Origin of the sequence: Dysgonomonas sp. GY617, from assembly GCF_015233815.1 — a bacterium.
Classification (GTDB): domain Bacteria; phylum Bacteroidota; class Bacteroidia; order Bacteroidales; family Dysgonomonadaceae; genus Dysgonomonas_A.
The window spans coordinates 43865-62559 of the sequence record NZ_JADCLR010000014.1 but is presented as its reverse complement, the minus strand read 5'-3'; the positions used below and the strand labels follow the sequence as shown (position 1 = coordinate 62559).

General features: G+C 34.8%; 29 protein-coding genes. 22 read left to right on the top strand and 7 right to left on the bottom strand.

The features are described from left to right. Positions 1–10 precede the first annotated feature (10 nt). The 22 genes from rplP (at position 11) to rplQ (ending at position 10618) form a co-directional block, all read left to right on the top strand. Complete coding sequence (rplP, locus tag IR022_RS09075) at positions 11–442, top strand: 50S ribosomal protein L16 (protein ID WP_050709691.1); 432 nt, start codon at positions 11–13, stop codon at positions 440–442. A gap of 5 nt (positions 443–447) precedes the next feature. Further along, entirely contained in the window at positions 448–645 is a 198-nt protein-coding gene (gene rpmC / locus IR022_RS09070; RefSeq protein ID WP_050709692.1) for a 50S ribosomal protein L29, read from the top strand. 9 nt (positions 646–654) lie between these two features. Next, positions 655–912: a 30S ribosomal protein S17 gene (gene rpsQ / locus IR022_RS09065; protein ID WP_050709693.1), complete on the top strand. Its 258-nt coding sequence runs from the start codon at positions 655–657 to the stop codon at positions 910–912. Between the two features lies 1 nt (position 913). Continuing rightward, positions 914–1279: a 50S ribosomal protein L14 gene (gene rplN, locus IR022_RS09060; protein WP_050709694.1), complete on the top strand. Its 366-nt coding sequence runs from the start codon at positions 914–916 to the stop codon at positions 1277–1279. A gap of 21 nt (positions 1280–1300) precedes the next feature. Next, positions 1301–1618 (top strand): 50S ribosomal protein L24, encoded by a 318-nt coding sequence (gene rplX, locus IR022_RS09055; protein WP_050709695.1) that lies wholly within the window; start codon positions 1301–1303, stop codon positions 1616–1618. Next, positions 1618–2181 carry a 50S ribosomal protein L5 gene (gene rplE / locus IR022_RS09050; RefSeq protein ID WP_050709696.1) on the top strand — a complete coding sequence of 188 codons (564 nt, stop codon included), beginning with the start codon at positions 1618–1620 and terminating at the stop codon, positions 2179–2181. Before rplX ends, rplE begins: the two co-directional genes overlap by 1 nt. 1 nt (position 2182) lies before the next feature. Then, positions 2183–2452 carry a 30S ribosomal protein S14 gene (gene rpsN / locus IR022_RS09045; RefSeq protein ID WP_194203476.1) on the top strand — a complete coding sequence of 90 codons (270 nt, stop codon included), beginning with the start codon at positions 2183–2185 and terminating at the stop codon, positions 2450–2452. Positions 2453–2518: 66 nt separating this feature from the next. Beyond that, a complete protein-coding gene (rpsH, locus tag IR022_RS09040) occupies positions 2519–2914 on the top strand; it encodes a 30S ribosomal protein S8 (protein ID WP_050709698.1) in 396 nt (131 codons plus the stop codon). 17 nt (positions 2915–2931) lie between these two features. Beyond that, positions 2932–3486 carry a 50S ribosomal protein L6 gene (rplF, locus tag IR022_RS09035; protein WP_050709699.1) on the top strand — a complete coding sequence of 185 codons (555 nt, stop codon included), beginning with the start codon at positions 2932–2934 and terminating at the stop codon, positions 3484–3486. A 21-nt stretch (positions 3487–3507) separates the two neighbouring features. After that, positions 3508–3852, top strand: a complete 345-nt coding sequence (gene rplR / locus IR022_RS09030; protein WP_050709700.1) for a 50S ribosomal protein L18 — start codon at positions 3508–3510, stop codon at positions 3850–3852. A gap of 5 nt (positions 3853–3857) precedes the next feature. Further along, positions 3858–4376 carry a 30S ribosomal protein S5 gene (gene rpsE / locus IR022_RS09025; RefSeq protein WP_050709701.1) on the top strand — a complete coding sequence of 173 codons (519 nt, stop codon included), beginning with the start codon at positions 3858–3860 and terminating at the stop codon, positions 4374–4376. Between the two features lie 20 nt (positions 4377–4396). Continuing rightward, on the top strand, positions 4397–4573 hold the full coding sequence (gene rpmD, locus IR022_RS09020) for a 50S ribosomal protein L30 (RefSeq protein ID WP_050709702.1): 177 nt from the start codon (positions 4397–4399) through the stop codon (positions 4571–4573). Between the two features lie 31 nt (positions 4574–4604). Continuing rightward, complete coding sequence (gene rplO, locus IR022_RS09015; protein ID WP_050709703.1) at positions 4605–5054, top strand: 50S ribosomal protein L15; 450 nt, start codon at positions 4605–4607, stop codon at positions 5052–5054. Between the two features lies 1 nt (position 5055). Beyond that, positions 5056–6381, top strand: coding sequence for a preprotein translocase subunit SecY (gene secY, locus IR022_RS09010; RefSeq protein WP_050709704.1), 1326 nt, complete (start codon positions 5056–5058; stop codon positions 6379–6381). Between the two features lie 19 nt (positions 6382–6400). Beyond that, on the top strand, positions 6401–7201 hold the full coding sequence (gene map, locus IR022_RS09005; protein ID WP_050709705.1) for a type I methionyl aminopeptidase: 801 nt from the start codon (positions 6401–6403) through the stop codon (positions 7199–7201). 10 nt (positions 7202–7211) lie between these two features. After that, positions 7212–7430: a translation initiation factor IF-1 gene (infA, locus tag IR022_RS09000; RefSeq protein ID WP_050709706.1), complete on the top strand. Its 219-nt coding sequence runs from the start codon at positions 7212–7214 to the stop codon at positions 7428–7430. A gap of 11 nt (positions 7431–7441) precedes the next feature. Beyond that, a complete protein-coding gene (gene ykgO, locus IR022_RS08995; protein WP_006800238.1) occupies positions 7442–7558 on the top strand; it encodes a type B 50S ribosomal protein L36 in 117 nt (38 codons plus the stop codon). Positions 7559–7588: 30 nt separating this feature from the next. Continuing rightward, positions 7589–7969 carry a 30S ribosomal protein S13 gene (rpsM, locus tag IR022_RS08990; RefSeq protein WP_050709707.1) on the top strand — a complete coding sequence of 127 codons (381 nt, stop codon included), beginning with the start codon at positions 7589–7591 and terminating at the stop codon, positions 7967–7969. A 9-nt stretch (positions 7970–7978) separates the two neighbouring features. After that, positions 7979–8368 carry a 30S ribosomal protein S11 gene (rpsK, locus tag IR022_RS08985; RefSeq protein ID WP_050709708.1) on the top strand — a complete coding sequence of 130 codons (390 nt, stop codon included), beginning with the start codon at positions 7979–7981 and terminating at the stop codon, positions 8366–8368. Positions 8369–8475: 107 nt separating this feature from the next. Beyond that, positions 8476–9084, top strand: a complete 609-nt coding sequence (gene rpsD / locus IR022_RS08980) for a 30S ribosomal protein S4 (RefSeq protein WP_050709709.1) — start codon at positions 8476–8478, stop codon at positions 9082–9084. A 4-nt stretch (positions 9085–9088) separates the two neighbouring features. Then, positions 9089–10081, top strand: coding sequence for a DNA-directed RNA polymerase subunit alpha (locus IR022_RS08975; protein ID WP_050709710.1), 993 nt, complete (start codon positions 9089–9091; stop codon positions 10079–10081). A gap of 6 nt (positions 10082–10087) precedes the next feature. After that, complete coding sequence (gene rplQ, locus IR022_RS08970; protein ID WP_194203475.1) at positions 10088–10618, top strand: 50S ribosomal protein L17; 531 nt, start codon at positions 10088–10090, stop codon at positions 10616–10618. A 331-nt stretch (positions 10619–10949) separates the two neighbouring features. Here the strand turns inward: rplQ and IR022_RS08965 are convergent, their stop codons facing one another. From IR022_RS08965 to IR022_RS08935, 7 genes are all read right to left on the bottom strand, one after another. After that, on the bottom strand, positions 10950–11669 hold the full coding sequence (locus IR022_RS08965; protein WP_194203474.1) for a DUF3667 domain-containing protein: 720 nt from the start codon (positions 11667–11669) through the stop codon (positions 10950–10952). A 20-nt stretch (positions 11670–11689) separates the two neighbouring features. Continuing rightward, positions 11690–12286, bottom strand: coding sequence for an HAD family hydrolase (locus IR022_RS08960; protein ID WP_194203473.1), 597 nt, complete (start codon positions 12284–12286; stop codon positions 11690–11692). 2 nt (positions 12287–12288) lie between these two features. After that, entirely contained in the window at positions 12289–13179 is an 891-nt protein-coding gene (locus IR022_RS08955; RefSeq protein ID WP_194203472.1) for a decaprenyl-phosphate phosphoribosyltransferase, read from the bottom strand. A 95-nt stretch (positions 13180–13274) separates the two neighbouring features. Beyond that, positions 13275–14588 carry a DUF6080 domain-containing protein gene (locus IR022_RS08950; RefSeq protein WP_194203471.1) on the bottom strand — a complete coding sequence of 438 codons (1314 nt, stop codon included), beginning with the start codon at positions 14586–14588 and terminating at the stop codon, positions 13275–13277. Between the two features lie 17 nt (positions 14589–14605). Continuing rightward, positions 14606–15880, bottom strand: coding sequence for a DUF6080 domain-containing protein (locus IR022_RS08945; RefSeq protein WP_194203470.1), 1275 nt, complete (start codon positions 15878–15880; stop codon positions 14606–14608). 62 nt (positions 15881–15942) lie between these two features. Next, complete coding sequence (gene asnS / locus IR022_RS08940) at positions 15943–17346, bottom strand: asparagine--tRNA ligase (protein WP_050709715.1); 1404 nt, start codon at positions 17344–17346, stop codon at positions 15943–15945. Positions 17347–17479: 133 nt separating this feature from the next. Then, entirely contained in the window at positions 17480–18691 is a 1212-nt protein-coding gene (locus IR022_RS08935; RefSeq protein ID WP_194203469.1) for a pseudouridine synthase, read from the bottom strand. Positions 18692–18695: the final 4 nt, after the last annotated feature.

The following is an 18695-nucleotide window of genomic DNA, read 5'->3' as shown; positions in this document are numbered from 1 at the left end:
TTGAAAAAAGATGTTACAACCGAAGAAAACAAAATTTAGAAGACAGCAAAAAGGTCGCATGAAAGGTAATGCCCAAAGAGGCAACCAACTTGCTTTCGGTTCGTTCGGTATCAAGACCCTTGAGACCAAATGGATAACCGGACGTCAGATCGAAGCGGCTCGTATTGCTGTGACTCGTTACATGCAACGTCAAGGTCAGGTTTGGGTAAGAATTTTCCCAGATAAACCGATTACAAAGAAACCTGCTGAGGTGCGTATGGGTAAAGGTAAAGGTTCGCCAGAAGGATTTGTGGCACCTGTTACTCCAGGAAGAATGATTTTCGAAATCGAAGGTGTATCTTTTGAAGTTGCTAAAGAAGCATTACGCTTAGCTGCTCAAAAATTGCCAGTAACTACAAAATTTGTAGTACGCAGAGATTATGATTTAACTCAAAATTCTTAAGCACTATGAAGATTGCAGAAGTAAAAGACTTATCCGAAAAGGATTTAGCAGAAAGATTGGATGTTGAGAGATTGGCATTAGATCAATTAGTTTTGAACCACAGTGTGACTCCATTGGATAACCCTGCTAAGATTAAAGAAAAGCGCCGTGATATCGCTCGTATCTTGACAGTGTTGCGTCAAAGAGAAATAAATAAAAAGTAATAAGAGCTGATGGAAACTAGAAATTTAAGAAAAGAAAGAATCGGGGTCGTTTTCAGTAATAAAATGGATAAGACCGTTACTGTTGCTGTAAAATGGAAAGAAAAACACCCTATTTACGGGAAGTTCGTTAATAAAACGAAGAAATTTCATGCTCATGATGAAAAAAACGAGTGTAATATCGGTGATACTGTAAGAATCATGGAGACTCGTCCTTTGAGCAAAACTAAAAGATGGAGATTAATCGAAATAATCGAAAGGGCTAAATAAAATGATACAACAAGAATCAAGATTAGCAGTAACGGATAACAGTGGAGCTAGAGAAGCTCTATGTATCCGCGTACTAGGAGGCACAAGAAGACGCTATGCATCTGTTGGAGATATAATAGTAGTTGCTATCAAAAGTGTGATCCCTTCAAGTGATGTTAAGAAAGGTGCAGTAACTAAAGCAATGGTTGTACGTACTAGAAAAGAAGTACGTAGAGCTGACGGATCATATATCCGTTTTGATGACAATGCGTGTGTATTGTTGAATGCTGCCGGTGAAATCAGAGGAACTCGTATTTTCGGACCAGTAGCAAGAGAATTGCGATCGGTGAATATGAAGATTGTTTCTTTAGCACCAGAGGTACTTTAATCTAAATAAATCTAGACGGTAATGAGTAAGTTACATATAAAGAAAGGTGACATCGTTTATGTGAACACCGGTACAGACAAAGGTAAGACAGGTCGCGTTGTTAAAGTCATTATTGACAAACAACGTGCCATTGTTGAAGGTCTGAACATGGTATCTAAGCATACTAAGCCTAATGCAAAAAATCCTCAAGGAGGTATTGAGAAAGTAGAAGCTCCTATTCATATTTCTAATTTGAATGTGGTAGATCCTGAATCAGGAAAACCAACAAGAATTGGACGTAAGGAATTGAATGGTAAGCTAGTGCGTTATTCTAAAAAAACAGGGAAGGAGATTAAATAATGAGCAATACAACAACTCTTAAAACAGAATATAAAGATCGTATTGTTTCTTCTCTGATGAAAGAATTCGGTTATAAATCACCAATGCAAGTGCCTGTTCTTAAAAAGATTGTTATCAATCAAGGTTTAGGAATAGCAGTTGCCGATAAAAAGATCATCGAAACAGCAATCAACGAGTTGACTGCTATCACTGGTCAAAAAGCTGTAGCAACAGTATCTAAGAAAGATATTTCGAACTTTAAGTTGCGTAAAAAAATGCCTATTGGTGTAATGGTTACATTGCGTCATTATCAGATGTACGAATTTTTGGAAAGACTTGTAAAAGTGGCTCTTCCTCGTATTCGTGACTTCAAAGGTATCGAAAGCAAACTTGATGGGCGTGGTAACTATACATTAGGTATACAAGAGCAAATCATTTTCCCTGAAATTAATATCGATTCGATTAGTAAGATTCTGGGAATGAATATTACCTTTGTAACTTCTGCAAAAACAGATGAAGAAGGGTATGCTCTTTTGAAAGAATTTGGTTTACCATTTAAGAACGCAAAAAAAGAATTGATATAAGATGGCAAAAGAATCAATGAAAGCCCGTGAGGTTAAAAGAGCAAAATTAGTAGCTAAATATGCAGCTAAAAGAGCTCAGTTGAAGTCTGAAGGAGATTACGAAGCACTTCAAGCTCTGCCAAAGAATGCGTCTCCAGTTCGTCTACATAACAGATGTAGTATGACTGGTCGTCCAAAAGGGTATTTACGCCAATTTGGAATTTCTCGTATTCAATTCAGAGAAATGGCTTCTAAAGGCTTAATACCAGGTATCAAGAAAGCTAGCTGGTAATACAACGAAATTTTTTTTAGAATTAAATATTGTCCCGGGTTCGGGATTAATTTAAATCATTTTATAATGACAGATCCAATAGCAGATTATTTGACGCGCTTGAGAAATGCAATCCTTGCAAAGCACAGAGTGGTAGAAATACCAGCGTCAAATTTGAAAAGAGAAATTACTAAAATTCTCTTTGAAAAAGGCTACATACTTAACTATAAGTTTGTAGAAGAAGGTCCTCAAGGCTCTATAAAAATAGCTTTGAAATATGACCCCGTAAATAAAGTGAATGCGATTAAGAAATTAATTCGTATCTCAACTCCAGGTCTTCGTAAGTATACAGGATACAAAGAGATGCCAAGAGTACTTAACGGTCTTGGTATAGCTGTATTGTCTACCTCTCAAGGTATTATGACTGACAAAGAAGCTCGCGGTTTGAAAGTGGGTGGAGAAGTTTTATGTTATGTTTATTAATTAAGAGGAGGTATACTATGTCAAGAATTGGAAAATTACCTATTACTATCCCTGCGGGAGTTACCGTAAGTGTGGATAAAGACAATTTAGTTACTGTAAAAGGAGCTAAAGGTGAATTAACTCAAAGTGTAAATCCTGATATCAAAGTTTCTGTCGACGGTGAAGTGTTGACGGTTACTCGTCCAACTGACGAAAAAGAGCACCGTGCTTTGCATGGTCTTTACAGATCGTTAATAAATAACATGGTTATTGGAGTTTCTGAAGGATATCGTAAAGAGTTAGAATTAGTAGGGGTTGGTTACCGTGCATCTAATGCAGGGCAACAATTAGACCTTTCTCTAGGTTATACTCACAACATTCATATGTTGTTACCAAAAGAGATAATCATAGAAACTAAATCTGAGAGAAACAAGAATCCTCTAATCATTTTAGAATCTTGCGATAAAGAGCTTATTGGTATGGTGTGTGCTAAAATCCGTTCATTCCGTAAACCAGAGCCTTATAAAGGTAAAGGTATTCGTTTTGTTGGTGAAGTTATACGTCGTAAGTCTGGTAAGTCGGCAGGTAAATAATTTACGTAAACTGTAAAAATCATGACAACGAAGACAGATAGAAGAAATAAGATAAAGTTAGATGTACGTAGTAAAATACAAGGTACAACTGAACGTCCACGTTTAACAGTTTTCAGAAGTAACAAGCAAATTTATGCTCAAGTTATTGATGATTTAACTGGAAAAACTTTAGCTTCTGCTTCTTCTCTTAAAATCGGAGATAAAGCTCCTAAAAAAGAGATGGCAGCAAAAGTAGGTGAACTAGTAGCTAAGGCTGCTCAAGAAGCAGGCGTAACATCTGTAGTATTTGACCGAAATGGTTATTTATATCACGGTAGAGTTAAAGAAATGGCAGATGCTGCCCGTAAAGGTGGACTTAAATTTTAATACAAATGGCAGGAATTAATAATAAAGTAAAATCGACCAACGATATCGAATTGAAAGACAGATTGGTGGCTATCAATCGCGTTACAAAAGTAACAAAGGGTGGTCGTACATTCAGTTTCGCTGCTATCGTCGTTGTAGGTAACGAAGATGGTATAGTTGGTTGGGGCTTAGGTAAAGCCGGCGAGGTAACTACAGCCATTGCTAAAGGTGTTGAAGCTGCTAAGAAAAACCTGATAAAAGTTCCAGTATTAAAAGGAACTATACCTCACGAACAACTTGCTCGTTTTGGTGGATCAGAAGTTTTCATCAAACCAGCTTCTCCTGGTACAGGAGTAAAAGCAGGTGGTGCGATGCGCGCCGTGCTTGAAAGTGTTGGTGTAACTGACGTTCTTGCGAAGTCTAAAGGTTCTTCTAACCCTCACAACCTTGTGAAGGCTACAATTGAAGCTTTAGGTGAACTAAGAGATGCTTATACTGTTGCTCAAAACAGAGGAGTATCTATGGCGAAAGTGTTTAAAGGTTAATTTGCAAGAAAATCAAAATTATGGCAACTATTAAAATTAAACAAGTTAGAAGCAGAATCAATAGCCCTATAGATCAAAAGAGAACATTAGATGCTCTAGGGTTGAGAAAATTGAATAGAGTGGTTGAACACGTAGATAATCCAGCGGTTAGAGGGATGATCGAAAAAGTAAAGCACTTAGTTTCTATAGTAGAGTAATAATCTAGTAAAAGATAAAAAATCTAAGCATATGAATTTATCGAATTTAAAACCTGCTGAAGGTTCTACTAAAACAAGAAAAAGAATTGGTCGTGGTACTGGTTCTGGTTTGGGTGGTACTTCAACAAGAGGTCATAAAGGTGCTAAGTCTAGATCGGGTTATTCAAAGAAGATCGGTTTTGAAGGAGGTCAAATGCCTATTCAACGTCGTCTTCCTAAATATGGTTTTAAAAATATCAATCGTATAGAATACAAACCTATTAATTTGAATGTACTTCAAGATTTGGCTGATGCTCAAAAACTAACAAAAATTGATATTCAGACCCTGATCAACGCTGGTTTTGTTTCATCTAAGCACTTAGTGAAGATTTTAGGTAATGGAGCATTAACTGTAAAGTTAGATGTTGAAGCTCATTCTTTCTCTAAGTCAGCAGAAGCTGCTATTACAGCAGTAGGTGGAACCGCAACAAAACTGAAGTAAGATGGGATTTGTAAAAACAATAGAAAATATATGGAAGATTGAGGATCTGCGCAAACGGATTCTCACTACTTTCTTTTTCGTAGTGATCTATCGTTTTGGTACACATGTAGTGTTGCCGGGCGTAAATCCAGCGGATTTGGAAGCTCTTCGCCATAGTGCGTCCGGAGGATTGTTAGGCTTGCTTGACATGTTCTCTGGTGGTGCTTTTGCAAACGCTTCTATTTTTGCATTGGGTATTATGCCTTATATCTCAGCTTCGATTGTAATCCAGCTGTTGGGTATAGCGCTTCCGTACTTTCAAAAACTACAAAAAGAAGGAGAAAGTGGACGTAATAAGCTTAACCAATATACCCGTTATCTGACATTAGTAATACTTCTTTTCCAAGGACCAGCCTATTTATTAGGTGCTTTGGGAGGAGCTGCTCCTGGCGGATTCTGGAGTTTTCTATTGCCTTCAACCATAATTCTGGCAGGGGGTAGTATGTTTGTACTATGGTTAGGTGAGCGTATTACAGATAAAGGTATTGGAAACGGTATTTCGTTTATAATACTTGTTGGTATCATCGCCCGATTGCCTCATGCCTTAGTTGGAGAGTTTACGTCTCGTCTAAGTGACAGTGCTGGTGGTTTGATCGTATTTTTGCTTGAAATGGTATTCTTACTGTTTGTTATTGCAATGGCAATACTTCTTGTACAAGGTACTCGTAAGATACCAGTACAGTACGCAAAACGTATCGTTGGTAATAAACAATATGGTGGTGCACGTCAGTACATCCCATTGAAAGTGAATGCTGCCAACGTGATGCCTATCATTTTTGCTCAAGCAATTATGTTTATCCCTGTTGCTGTTGCCGGATTTTCTACTGCAGATAAATCTGGATGGTTCATGCGTTCTATGACTGATAACACCAGTTGGTTATATTGCCTTATATTTGCTCTATTAATTATAGCATTTACATGGTTTTATACTGCGGTTACTATCAATCCAATACAAATGGCTGATGAATTGAAAAGAAATAATGGATTTATTCCAGGTATTAAACCCGGAAAGAAAACGGCTGATTATATCGATACTATTATGTCTCGTATAACTCTACCCGGTTCATTATTTTTAGCTCTTGTTGCTATCCTACCTGCTTTTGCAAGTTTAATTGGTATTAGTAAGGAATTCTCTCACTTTTTTGGTGGTACTTCTTTATTGATTTTGGTTGGGGTAGTATTGGATACTTTACAACAAATTGAAAGTCACTTGTTGATGAGACATTATGACGGTTTGTTAAAGTCAGGTAGAATAAAAGGTCGTTCAGGCTCGATTGCGGCATATTAAGTAAGTTTAGTATAGATCAATGATTTTCCTAAAAACAGAAGAAGAAATAGAATTAATGCGTGAGAGTAACCGCTTGGTTGGGATGACTCTAGGCGAACTTGCCAAACATATCAAACCAGGGGTTACTACTTTGCATTTGGATAAAATAGCTGAAGAATTTATCAGAAGTCATGGAGCAATTCCATCTTTTAAAGGCTATAAAGGTGCACCAGGTACATTTGATTTTACAGGAAGTATATGTGCTTCGGTTAATGATGTTGTAGTTCATGGTATACCTGGAGGTTATGTTCTTCAAGACGGAGATATAATATCTGTTGATTGCGGAACTGAGAAGAATGGTTTTTGTGGAGATTCAGCCTATACTTTTGCTGTAGGGGAGGTATCGGAAGAAGCTAAGGCTTTGTTAAGAACCACAAAAGAATCTCTATATAAAGGTATAGAAAAAGCCATCGAAGGTAATCGTGTCGGAGATGTTGGTGAAGCCATTCAGACTTATTGCGAAAAACTACGATATTCGGTAGTGCGTGAATTAGTTGGTCATGGTATTGGACGCAAAATGCATGAAGCACCTGAAGTTCCAAATTATGGAAGAAGAGGTACTGGTCCTTTGTTAAAGAAGGGTATGTGTATAGCTATTGAGCCAATGATTAACCAAGGAAGCAAGAATGTTGTCTTTGAAAGTGATGGCTGGACAGTAAGAACAAAGGATAGAAAATTATCAGCACATTTCGAGCATACAGTTTCGATTCGTGAGGGTAAAGCAGATATCTTATCGACGTTCGAATTTATTGAGGCTGTACTAGGAAATAACGGAATCTAAATTAATTTTTATGGCTAAACAAGCATCAATAGAACAAGATGGCGTAATTATAGAGGCATTGTCTAACGCAATGTTTCGTGTAGAGTTAGAAAATGGACATGAGATTACTGCTCATATTTCGGGGAAAATGCGAATGCACTATATTAAAATATTACCCGGCGATAAAGTAAGAGTTGAAATGTCTCCATATGATTTGACTAAAGGTCGAATCTCTTTCAGATACAAATAAAAAAACAAAATATGAAAGTAAGAGCATCATTAAAAAAGCGTACTGCTGACTGTAAGATCGTCAGAAGAAAAGGTCGCTTATATGTAATAAACAAAAAAAACCCTAAGTATAAACAACGTCAGGGATAATTTACTAATTTTGCAAAAATAATCTAGTATATGGCTATAAGAATAGTTGGTGTCGATTTACCGCAAAATAAGAGAGGCGAAATTGCCTTGACATATATATATGGTATCGGACGTAGTAGTTCTAATAAAATTTTAGAACAAGCAGGTGTTGATAGAGATCTTAAAGTGAAAGATTGGACAGACGAACAAGCTGGTACAATCCGTGAATTAATTTCAAGCCAATTTAAGGTTGAAGGAGATTTGAGATCAGAAGTTCAATTGAACATCAAGCGCCTAATGGATATCGGTTGCTACCGTGGTATCCGTCATCGTATTGGTTTGCCTCTTAGAGGACAAGGTACTAAAAACAATGCTCGTACACGCAAGGGCAAAAAGAAAACTGTTGCAAACAAGAAAAAGGCTACAAAATAATAGTTTGATATGGCAAAAAAAACAGTCGCAGCTAAGAAGAGAAACGTTAAGGTTGATGCAAACGGACAAGTTCATGTGCATTCTTCATTTAACAATATTATTATTTCGATTACAAACAGCGAAGGTCAAGTGATCAGCTGGTCGTCGGCAGGTAAAATGGGTTTTAGAAGTTCTAAGAAAAATACCCCTTATGCAGCTCAGATGGCAGCGTCAGATTGTGCTAAAGTAGCATATGACTTAGGCTTGAGAAAAGTTAAAGTGTTTGTAAAAGGTCCTGGTAACGGACGTGAGTCTGCAATCCGCACAATACATGGTGCAGGTATAGAGGTGTCAGAAATAGTTGACGTTACTCCACTTCCTCACAATGGTTGTCGTCCTCCAAAACACAGAAGAGTTTAATCCCAATTTCTAAGTAGAAACATGAGTTGTGATTGATTGCAAGTAACCCTCTCTGTAATCGCGGCTGCACAATTCTCGCTTCTTTTTAATGTTTTAATTTAAAAAAAATGGCAAGATATACAGGACCAAAATCAAGAATAGCCCGTAAATTCGGTGAGCCTATCTTCGGACCGGATAAAGTTCTTTCTAGAAAGAATTATCCTCCGGGACAACATGGTAATGGTAGAAAGAAAAAGACTTCTGAATATGGTATTCAGTTGCGTGAAAAACAAAAAGCTAAATATACTTACGGAGTATTGGAAAAACAATTCCGTAACTTATTTGAAAAAGCTGCAAGTGCACGTGGTATAACAGGTGAGGTTCTATTACAATTCCTAGAATCAAGACTTGACAATGTTGTATTCCGCTTGGGTATAGCTCCTACAAGAGCTGCTGCTCGTCAGTTGGTTTCACACCGTCATATCTTAGTTGATGGAAAAATTGTAAATATTCCATCATACTCTGTAAAACCAGGGCAAATAATAGCTGTTCGTGAGAAATCAAAATCTTTAGAGGTTATTGATAATGCTTTATCAGGATTTAATCATAGTAAATATCCATGGATAGAGTGGGATAACTCTACTAAATCAGGAAAGTATTTACATTTACCTGAAAGAGCAGATATTCCAGAGAACATAAAAGAACAGTTGATAGTAGAATTGTATTCTAAAGATTAATTTCATGGCGATATTAGCATTTCAAAAACCCGATAAAGTATTGATGTTAGAAGCGGACAACTTCTTCGGTAAGTTCGAATTTCGTCCGTTGGAACCTGGCTACGGTATTACTGTAGGTAATGCTCTTCGCCGTATTCTCCTTTCTTCACTTGAAGGTTTTGCTATTACCTCTATTAAAATTGATGGTGTTGAGCATGAATTTGCTACAGTACCAGGAGTTATAGAGGATGTAACAAATATAATCCTGAATCTGAAAAAAGTTCGATTTAAACAAATAGTCGAAGAAATAGAGAATGAGAAAGTAAGCATTACTATTTCGGGTTCGGAAGTGTTCAAAGCTGGAGATATAGGTAAGCATTTATCTGGATTTGAAGTTTTAAATCCCGAACTGGTGGTTTGCCACTTAGATCCAAGTGCGAATCTTCAAATTGAGTTGACCATTAACAAAGGTCGTGGATACGTTCCCGCAGACGAGAATCGTAGTCTTTCCGATGATGTTAATGTAATCGCAATTGACTCTATCTATACTCCGATCCGTAATGTAAAATACTCTATCGAGAACTATCGTGTAGAGCAAAAAACGGATTACGAAAAATTAGTGATAGAAATATCGACTGATGGATCTATACATCCAAAAGATGCACTGAAAGAAGCTGCAAAAATCCTTATTCACCACTTCATGTTGTTCTCTGACGAGAAAATCCTGTTGGAACAAACTGAAACTGATGGTAATGAGGAATTTGATGAAGAAATACTTCACATGCGCCAATTGTTGAAGAGCAAGTTAGTAGATATGAACCTTTCGGTTCGTGCTCTAAACTGTTTGAAATCGGCAGAAGTAGAAACTTTAGGAGAGCTTGTTCAGTTCAATAAGAATGACCTTCTTAAATTCCGTAACTTTGGTAAGAAATCTCTTACCGAGTTAGATGAATTACTAGATAGTCTGAACCTTTCTTTTGGCATGGATATTTCCAAATATAAATTAGATAAAGATTAATAAGCGATGAGACATAATAAAAAATTTAATCACTTAGGTCGTACTAATACGCATAGAAATGCCATGTTATCTAACATGTGTGCTTCTTTAATTATGCATAAGCGTATTTTTACAACTGTGGCAAAGGCTAAAGCTTTAAGAAAAGTTATTGAGCCTATAATTACTAAATCAAAGGAAGATACTACTCACTCAAGACGTTTAGTATTCCAAGATCTTCAAAGTAAGACAGCTGTAACAGAATTGTTCCAAAATGTATCTGTAAAGATAGCAGATCGTCCAGGTGGATATACTCGTATTATCAAAACTGGAAATCGTTTGGGTGACAATGCTTCAATGTGTTTTATTGAATTAGTAGACTATAACGACAATATGTTGAAAGAAACTGCTAAAGCTGCAGCTAAACCTAAGACACGTCGTTCTAAAAAGAAAGCTGATGAAGGTACAGAAGTAGCTTCTGAAGTGAAAGAACCTAAAGCTAAAGCGCCAAAAGCAGCTAAAGCTAAAGTGGAAGGTGAAGACAAAAAGACTGAAGAATAATAATAAGATATTACTCTTTTATAAAAGCACTCTCATTTATGAGAGTGCTTTTTTTGTTTAAATTATTCTTTTCTAAACAAAAACAAAACTGTGATAAGAGGTTTTGCTGACAGCATTAAGGGGAGAAGTTGAGATAATAATTATATACTAGAATAGATTTGCTTTAAGCGATTATAATCACTTAACTCTAAGGGATGCTAATTTCGTGAGATAATAGACATAGGAGCTCTATTGTGTGTGAATCTTGAGTATTCACGACTAGTCTCAATAGATGTTCTAAAATTTAATTAAGAATATTTACAAAAATCTCCTACCTTATTGGGATATGCTGTTATATAGCGAATAATAATCCTCCAAGAAGACCTAATATTAAGCCTAAAACACTGCTAAATATCGTGATTAATATTGTTTTAAAAATACTAATAAAGAGATGATTATTAAATGTTTGATGGAATGCCCATGCAAAATATAAGAAAGATACAATAGTTGGGAGAAAAAAGTAAAGAGATATTGATATATAACTGAAAGGAAGACATATTATTAATAGTATGATTTGAAAGCCGATCAGATAAGCATTGATAACTAGATGTTCAAAATAGTTATACTTGCTTTTAAATAATAAGTATGACAATAATGCATAAAATGGAATAAGTAAATATGTCGTTAATGCATAATGTTTATATAACCAATCAAAGGCTATGTCAGTTATTTTCTGTGATTGAGATGTGTCATTTAAAATTTGAATCTCAGGATAAATATGTAAATAATGGCTTAGCAAACCATATATAGTTGCTAGAATAGTTACAAAGGCAAATGGTTTGAAATAACTAGCTCTCTTACCCGAAAGATATTCAGTTAAGGTCTTTCCTGGTCTTAGAGCCAATTCTTTTATTGTATATAATATACCTTTGTCAACATGAAATATGCTATGTTGAATTTCATGAACTAGGTATTGTAAATTGATGCGATGAGTATTCATTAATTGCCCACAAGAAGGGCAATATTTGCTATCTGATTGGTTATTGCAATTTTTACAATTCACTATATTCATTGTTATTATTGGCGCTAAGTTTACTTTATTAGAGTTGGATGGTCTGAGAAAGCTAACAATTCTTTATCTCCACGACTATCTCCGTAAGCATATAGAACATACTCATCTCGGTTTGGATATTGGGCTATTAGACGATTTATTTTCTCTTGTCCATAGCAGTTCTTAGAGCTGAACACTCCTTCAATTATGTTGCTTTTGACTTCAATTTCAGTGCCAAGAACAGTTTTAATATTTATTTCTGAAGCCCAAGGTTTTATCCAATTTACTATGGAGGCACTTATAATAATAACAATATGATTCTGAGCTTGGTGCCATTTAATCTTTTCTAAGATCTCAGGTCTGACAATCTCTTTTATTCGTTTAGCATAGTCTATGCTAACTTTATTGAACTCCTGAATACTCTTGTCTTTGAAAAAATAAGAAAAGAGCTTTTGTTTTGCTATATCGTTTCTTGTAAAGCCTAATTTGTATGATATGAGTATTGGAGATAATATAATCAACCCTTTAAGTAAGTTGTGTTTTCCTATATAGAATCTAATGAAATCGAACAATGTATCTTTAGTGGTTATTGTTCCATCAAAATCAAAGGCTGCTATTGTTTTATTCTGTAATGACATTATTAAAGAGGCTTTAATATTGATATTGTAATGAAAGATATTATCCAGCATAGAATATCTATTTGCAAGAAACGATCCTTGAGGACTAGTTTAGTGGGGCTATCTCCTTTCTTTTCTACAAAAATAGCTTGAAGATATCTGAATAGTCCAAGTATTACAAATAGTGATGTAATATACATGTATTCACCATTTCGAACAACGATTTCAGGTGATATAGTATACATAATATAGCTAAATATAATAATAGTTACAATTGTAATAATCATTGTATTTAGAAATTCAAGGTTGTAGCCTGATATACTTTTGCGTAATTCTTGTCCAGTCTCGCTGTATATTAAAACATCATTGCGTCTTTTTCCTAATACTAACAATAGAGCCAAAAGGAAGGTTAAAATAATGAGCCAATGCGATAATATAATTGAAGTAACAATGCTTCCAATAAAGAGTCTGATAACAAATCCTATGGCAACAATTGTAACATCAATTATAGCGATTTGTTTTAATTTGAAGCAATAACAGATGTTTAATAAGAAATAGAAAGCCAATAGTGACGATGCAGTATAATCTTCTAAAACAAATAAATAAATTGAGAATCCTGAAATTACAAGAAGTAGACATGCGATAAAGGCATTCCTTATACTAATTGTTCCTGCAGCAAGTGGACGATTCTTTTTTGTAGGGTGCTGTTGATCAAGATGAATGTCTTTCCAGTCATTAATTATATATATTGAACTAGCAATCAGAGAGAAACCAATGAACGCGTAAAATGCGTTTACTATCGCTTCTATATTATAAAAATTAAAAGAAAAGAAGATCGGAGCAAATATGAAGAAGTTCTTAATCCATTGATGAGCACGAAGTAGCTTAAGATATGTATAAAGAGATTGAATCATTTTCTATTTATATTATTAGTTAGAGACATAATTTAAAATGCTAAAATACATCTAATTGATCAATTTAGATTATTATTCAGATACTAATATAATTACTAGGATATATTTCTTAGATCAACAGGATAGTGACTTTTCGCTAAATTTATAAATTCGAGTAAGGATTGAGTGTTATTTATTAATAGAACGATACACATCATAGTTAATAGAATCAGATAAGCTTTAGACCACTTATTCCCTAATGAGGAGTATAGCCAACCAAGTAGTAGTGGAATAACATATATCCAATGTCCTCCATAGATATAAGGCTCAGACGCTCCATATTTTAGGATAATATGTATAAGTATGTCTACGGAAAATAGAGATGCTATTAAAAGAACTGTCTTATTATGCCTATTTCTAATAATAGAGATTAATAGTAGTAGTACCAATACAGATATGAATATATATTGCCATACTTGATTAAGAAATTTGACCTCTATAAGCTGTAAAGGATAGCTTATCCATTCTAATTGAACAGTTCTAGCATAGAGCTCAGAGAATATAATAGGTGTACCAATAAAAGATGCAAGATACTCTAAGTAGGGTGTGTTGTTTTGCTCTGTAGACACATATTTTAATCTGGTATCTACTTCATTTAATAAATTAATATTATTGACAAAGAGATATAGGATGGCTGCAATAAATAGAATAGATGCTATAATTCCGATCTTTCTAAAAATGAAATGTAATTTATCTTTAGTAAATAAGATTGGAATTATGCCTTTTATTGAGTTTGTTATGGTTATTCCACCTAAAATAATTGTAAAAATTAAGTTGGGTAGAAGTCTAACTTGCTTATTTGTGACAATGCAATGTGAATAATAATAAACCATAAAACTCAATAGAAATATAGATATAGTATATGTCTCAGTTGTAAAGCTTAAAATCAAATTTGTGAAAAAGATACTATAAAATACAATCAGTGGATATACAATATAGCCTTTTAAGCTAACAATCTCTTTGAGATATCTATATACATATATAATAGACATAGATATGAGACAATTACATAACATCGTTAGTATGTATGTTTTGATTTTGTAATTTCCGACTAAAACCGTGATATTGTCGAGAATGTATATAATCGGGACACAAAATAACTTAAGAAGAGGATGAATACTGTTCTGATAGCTTTTTCCCTGATGGAATATAAAACCGGCATCAAAGCTAAAATAAAGATCACATTGTTTTAAAGAATAATCTTGTATTGATGTTCCATGAGCAATCATAAATCCAAAGAATCCATAGAAAGAAAAGAGAAATATGAAGAGTATTATTTCTTTTTTATCTTTAGGAAGCAATAAATTTAGAATGTTCTTTATTTGTTCAAAATTTGCTGTCCAGTTCCATTTTTCTAATAGTGCTGACATATTAATTAATTTGTCCTTCAACTTGCAGGGAAGAGTTCTTGTGCAAGCTTAATGAAAGTATTCATTTGAGTAATATTATTGACACAAAGAGCAATGAATAGTAAGGATAATAGGATTTCTAAAGCTTTTTGTTGAGCAGTCTTCAAAGATTTGTATAGCCATCCAATTAATACGGGAATAATAAAGATCCAATGTCCGCCATATATTATTCCTTCATTAATTCCATATTTCATGATAACATGTATAAATATATCTACCATAAAAAATAATATAGGGATGTATATTAATTTGTTTTTATAGTTTAAGATACTCCCTCCAATCATAAATATAAATATTAATGATACTATTAGGTATTGCCACCACCCCGTGTAAAAATCTGTAGAAATAACTTCAATAGGTCCTCCATAATAACCTGATTTTATAATTTCAGGAAAGAGGATAGCTGCGCCCCAAAAGAAATCAATAATGTACTTATAAACAAGAGTTGAATCAATAATAAAAAGATCGAGTCGGTTCTGAATATTCGAGAAAATATTCTCTTTGATTTCTAGGACAATAAGTATAGATATGAATATGGCACTGATTATCGAAACTCTTTTTATGATTAACTTTAGATCATTAGGAATAAATAAAATAGGAATTAAGCCTTTTACAAAATTAGTAATTGTTATTCCTCCTAATGATATTGCAAGTATAATATTTATAGAGAAAGGAGTTGCTAATTGATTTTTAATTCTATACGAATAGTAATATAAGCTAAATGTGAGAAGGAATAATGAATATGTGTACGATTCGAATGTAAATGATAAGATTATAAGTGTGGATGTAGTTGCATAAAAAGAGATCAGAAGATATGTAATATAGCCATTTAAGTTTATAATCTCTTTTAGATAACGATATATATAGATAATGGATGAGCTAACTAAATATGTGCAAACTAATACAAGAAAAAGAGCCTTAGCTTTAACTGTTGCGAATATTAAATTAAATATAATCCCAACATAAATAATTGGAAACGTAAATAATGCCATTAGAGGATGACCCTCTAAATTTTGAAATCCATGATGAGATATTAGAGCATTATCAAAAGAAAAATATGCATCGGTTTTTACTGTTGGTTGGTCTGTTATATTTGTAGCTAAAGCCATGAATGTGGCTAATGATCCATAAATTAAAAAGAAAACAATAAAAAGAGTAACTTCAGATTTACCTCTTGGGAAAAATAATCTGAACATTTTCTTTAGTTGAGCTAAGTCTTCTTTATAATTCCAACTCTTTAAAAGTGATAGCATATTGTGGTGTGTAAAAATAGTGCAGCAGAATATATTGATTCTGCTGCAAAATATTTGTTTCTTTAAAATTCAGCGTTGTGTGGCGTTCGAGGGAACGGTATTACATCTCTAATGTTAGCCATACCAGTAACGAATAGCATGAGACGTTCAAATCCAAGCCCGAATCCGGCATGAGGAGCTGTTCCAAATTTACGGGTTTCTAAATACCACCATATCGGATCTGCATTCATTTCTGTTTCTTTGATACGATTCATTAGTTTGTCGTAATCCGCTTCACGTTCAGATCCGCCAATTATTTCTCCAATTTTCGGGAATAAAACATCCATTCCACGAACAGTTTTGCCATCTTCATTTTGTTTCATGTAGAATGACTTGATCTCTTTTGGATAATCAGTCAAAATTACGGGACATTTGAAATGTTGCTCTACCAAATAACGTTCGTGTTCTGATTGAAGGTCGGCACCCCAATAGACAGGAAATTCGAATTTATGCTTACTTTCCTCTAAGATCTTAACTCCTTCGGTGTATGTCAAGCGAATAAATTTATTATTGGTAACGAAGTTTAATCTATCAATTAATTCTTTGTCATATTTATCGGCTAAGAAAGCAATATCATCTTTACAATTCTCAAGCGCATATTTGATTAGATATTGTAAGAAGTCTTCAGCTAAATCCATGTTATCGTTGATATCATAGAATGCTACTTCCGGCTCTATCATCCAGAATTCGGCAAGATGTCGAGGAGTATTAGAGTTCTCTGCACGGAATGTAGGGCCAAAGGTGTATATAGCACCTAATGCCATAGCTCCTAGTTCACCTTCTAATTGTCCTGAAACTGTAAGATTAGTCTGACGTCCGAAGAAATCCTGACTGTAGTCTACTGCACCAGTTTCGGTACGAGGTGTATTATTGAAATCTAATGTGGTTGCTTGAAACATTGAACCCGCACCTTCAGCATCAGACGCTGTAATAATAGGCGTATGCAGGTAATAAAATCCATGATCATTAAAATATTTATGGATAGCAAATGACATGTGGTGACGCATACGAAGGATTGCTCCAAAAGTATTTGTTCTGGGGCGCAAGTGTGCAATTTCACGAAGATATTCTAAAGACGGACCATTCTTTTGTTTTTGTAATGGATATTCTTCAGGATCGGCAATACCATAGATCTCTATTTCTTTAGCTTGTATTTCGCAATTTTGTCCTTGTCCTTGTGATGCTACTAAGGTTCCAACTACATGGATACATGCTCCGGTAGTTATCTTTTTTAGTATATCCTCATTAAATAGCTCATTATCTGCAACTACTTGTATATTATTGATTGTAGAACCATCATTTAAATGTATAAAGCTTACAAATTTGTTGCCTCTTCGGGTACGTACCCATCCTTTGGCACTTACGGTTGCTCCAAAATCATCTCTGCGGAGCAAGTCTGAAATTTTAGTTCTACGAATTGTTTCCATTTTTAATTTAAGTTTGTCCTAAACTAGGGTTATAAGTTCTCTAAAATATGTATTGCTGCGTTTTGCATGTATAGCCATCTCTGTCATTATACATGCAAAAGCAGCAACAAGGTTTGTTACCTTATACTATTGTTTATTCGAATGCACCCATGCGGAGCATGTTTACTTCCGATTCAGTTAAATATCTCCATCGACCACGTGTTACATTTTTCTTGGTAAGTCCAGCAAAATATACACGATCTAATTTTAGCACCTGATATCCTAATTTTTCGAATATACGACGTACTATACGATTTCTTCCTGAGTGAATTTCGATTCCTACTTCATCAAGTACATCTTCTCCAACGTAAGCGATCGAATCTGCATGAATTTCTCCATCATCAAGCATAATACCGTCAGCAATAGCTTGCATATCTTCTATGGCCACTTCGCGGTCTAATCTTACTTGATAAATCTTTTTCTTTACATATTTTGGATGCATTAGCTTAGAAGCTAAATCGCCATCATTAGTAAGTAGTAATACTCCGGTAGTGTTTCTATCAAGACGACCTACAGGGTAAATACGTTCAGGACATGCTCCTTTTACTAAATCCATAACAGTTTTTCTGTTTTGTGGATCGTCAGAAGTTGTCACCGTGTTTTTAGGTTTGTTTAGAAGTACATAAACTTTACTTTCTAGACGAACTGGTTTGTCTTGGAAAGTAACAGTGTCACCTCTTTTTACTTTAGCTCCTAATTCTGATACAAGTTCTCCGTTAACTCTTACTACACCGGCTGTAATGAACGAGTCGGCTTCGCGACGAGAACATACACCTGCATTAGCTAAGTATTTATTTAAACGGATTGGTGTTTCTGGATCTAAATTTTCTTTGTATTTAACAGGTTTAAATAACTGTTTAGGTCCCTTAGATCTGTTTTGAGAATCGCCAGATCTTTGATCTCTGTCATAAGGTCTGCGATTATTGTCTCTTGACTGATAAGAACTGTTTCTACGGTCTCCCGAGTTATAATTACCACCCCTGTCTCCGCCCGCATTGTAATTACTTCTTCTTTCTCCTGAATTGTAGTTGCCACCTCTGTCTCCGCCAGAATTGTAGTTGCTACGTCTGTCATCGGAATTGTAATTACTTCTTCTTTCTCCAGAGTTGTAATCACTACGTCTATCATCCGCATTATAGTTGCTGCGTCTGTCGTCAGAGTTATTATTATCCCGGTTAATCACAGGGCGAGTATCGCCTACACGAGGACGTTTTTTCTTCGCTTCACTCTGATTATTCTTGTTAAGAGACGGTTTATTTGATGATGAGTAACCATCTCGGCTTTCATTATCTCTGTCTGTAATCATCTGT

Coding starts and splice junctions, on each gene's coding strand:
- rplQ (WP_194203475.1), top strand. CDS start 10,088: ATGAGACATAATAAAAAATTTAATCACTTAGGTCGTACTAATACGCAT.
- rplP (WP_050709691.1), top strand. CDS start 11: ATGTTACAACCGAAGAAAACAAAATTTAGAAGACAGCAAAAAGGTCGC.
- IR022_RS08935 (WP_194203469.1), bottom strand. CDS start 18,691: ATGATTACAGACAGAGATAATGAAAGCCGAGATGGTTACTCATCATCA.
- IR022_RS08960 (WP_194203473.1), bottom strand. CDS start 12,286: ATGTCATTACAGAATAAAACAATAGCAGCCTTTGATTTTGATGGAACA.
- rplF (WP_050709699.1), top strand. CDS start 2,932: ATGTCAAGAATTGGAAAATTACCTATTACTATCCCTGCGGGAGTTACC.
- IR022_RS08975 (WP_050709710.1), top strand. CDS start 9,089: ATGGCGATATTAGCATTTCAAAAACCCGATAAAGTATTGATGTTAGAA.
- rpsQ (WP_050709693.1), top strand. CDS start 655: ATGGAAACTAGAAATTTAAGAAAAGAAAGAATCGGGGTCGTTTTCAGT.
- rpsD (WP_050709709.1), top strand. CDS start 8,476: ATGGCAAGATATACAGGACCAAAATCAAGAATAGCCCGTAAATTCGGT.
- rpsH (WP_050709698.1), top strand. CDS start 2,519: ATGACAGATCCAATAGCAGATTATTTGACGCGCTTGAGAAATGCAATC.
- rpsK (WP_050709708.1), top strand. CDS start 7,979: ATGGCAAAAAAAACAGTCGCAGCTAAGAAGAGAAACGTTAAGGTTGAT.
- ykgO (WP_006800238.1), top strand. CDS start 7,442: ATGAAAGTAAGAGCATCATTAAAAAAGCGTACTGCTGACTGTAAGATC.
- IR022_RS08950 (WP_194203471.1), bottom strand. CDS start 14,588: ATGTCAGCACTATTAGAAAAATGGAACTGGACAGCAAATTTTGAACAA.
- rpsM (WP_050709707.1), top strand. CDS start 7,589: ATGGCTATAAGAATAGTTGGTGTCGATTTACCGCAAAATAAGAGAGGC.
- map (WP_050709705.1), top strand. CDS start 6,401: ATGATTTTCCTAAAAACAGAAGAAGAAATAGAATTAATGCGTGAGAGT.
- IR022_RS08955 (WP_194203472.1), bottom strand. CDS start 13,179: ATGATTCAATCTCTTTATACATATCTTAAGCTACTTCGTGCTCATCAA.
- IR022_RS08945 (WP_194203470.1), bottom strand. CDS start 15,880: ATGCTATCACTTTTAAAGAGTTGGAATTATAAAGAAGACTTAGCTCAA.
- rplX (WP_050709695.1), top strand. CDS start 1,301: ATGAGTAAGTTACATATAAAGAAAGGTGACATCGTTTATGTGAACACC.
- infA (WP_050709706.1), top strand. CDS start 7,212: ATGGCTAAACAAGCATCAATAGAACAAGATGGCGTAATTATAGAGGCA.
- rplE (WP_050709696.1), top strand. CDS start 1,618: ATGAGCAATACAACAACTCTTAAAACAGAATATAAAGATCGTATTGTT.
- rplN (WP_050709694.1), top strand. CDS start 914: ATGATACAACAAGAATCAAGATTAGCAGTAACGGATAACAGTGGAGCT.
- rpsE (WP_050709701.1), top strand. CDS start 3,858: ATGGCAGGAATTAATAATAAAGTAAAATCGACCAACGATATCGAATTG.
- asnS (WP_050709715.1), bottom strand. CDS start 17,346: ATGGAAACAATTCGTAGAACTAAAATTTCAGACTTGCTCCGCAGAGAT.
- IR022_RS08965 (WP_194203474.1), bottom strand. CDS start 11,669: ATGAATATAGTGAATTGTAAAAATTGCAATAACCAATCAGATAGCAAA.
- rplO (WP_050709703.1), top strand. CDS start 4,605: ATGAATTTATCGAATTTAAAACCTGCTGAAGGTTCTACTAAAACAAGA.
- rpmD (WP_050709702.1), top strand. CDS start 4,397: ATGGCAACTATTAAAATTAAACAAGTTAGAAGCAGAATCAATAGCCCT.
- rpsN (WP_194203476.1), top strand. CDS start 2,183: ATGGCAAAAGAATCAATGAAAGCCCGTGAGGTTAAAAGAGCAAAATTA.
- secY (WP_050709704.1), top strand. CDS start 5,056: ATGGGATTTGTAAAAACAATAGAAAATATATGGAAGATTGAGGATCTG.
- rplR (WP_050709700.1), top strand. CDS start 3,508: ATGACAACGAAGACAGATAGAAGAAATAAGATAAAGTTAGATGTACGT.
- rpmC (WP_050709692.1), top strand. CDS start 448: ATGAAGATTGCAGAAGTAAAAGACTTATCCGAAAAGGATTTAGCAGAA.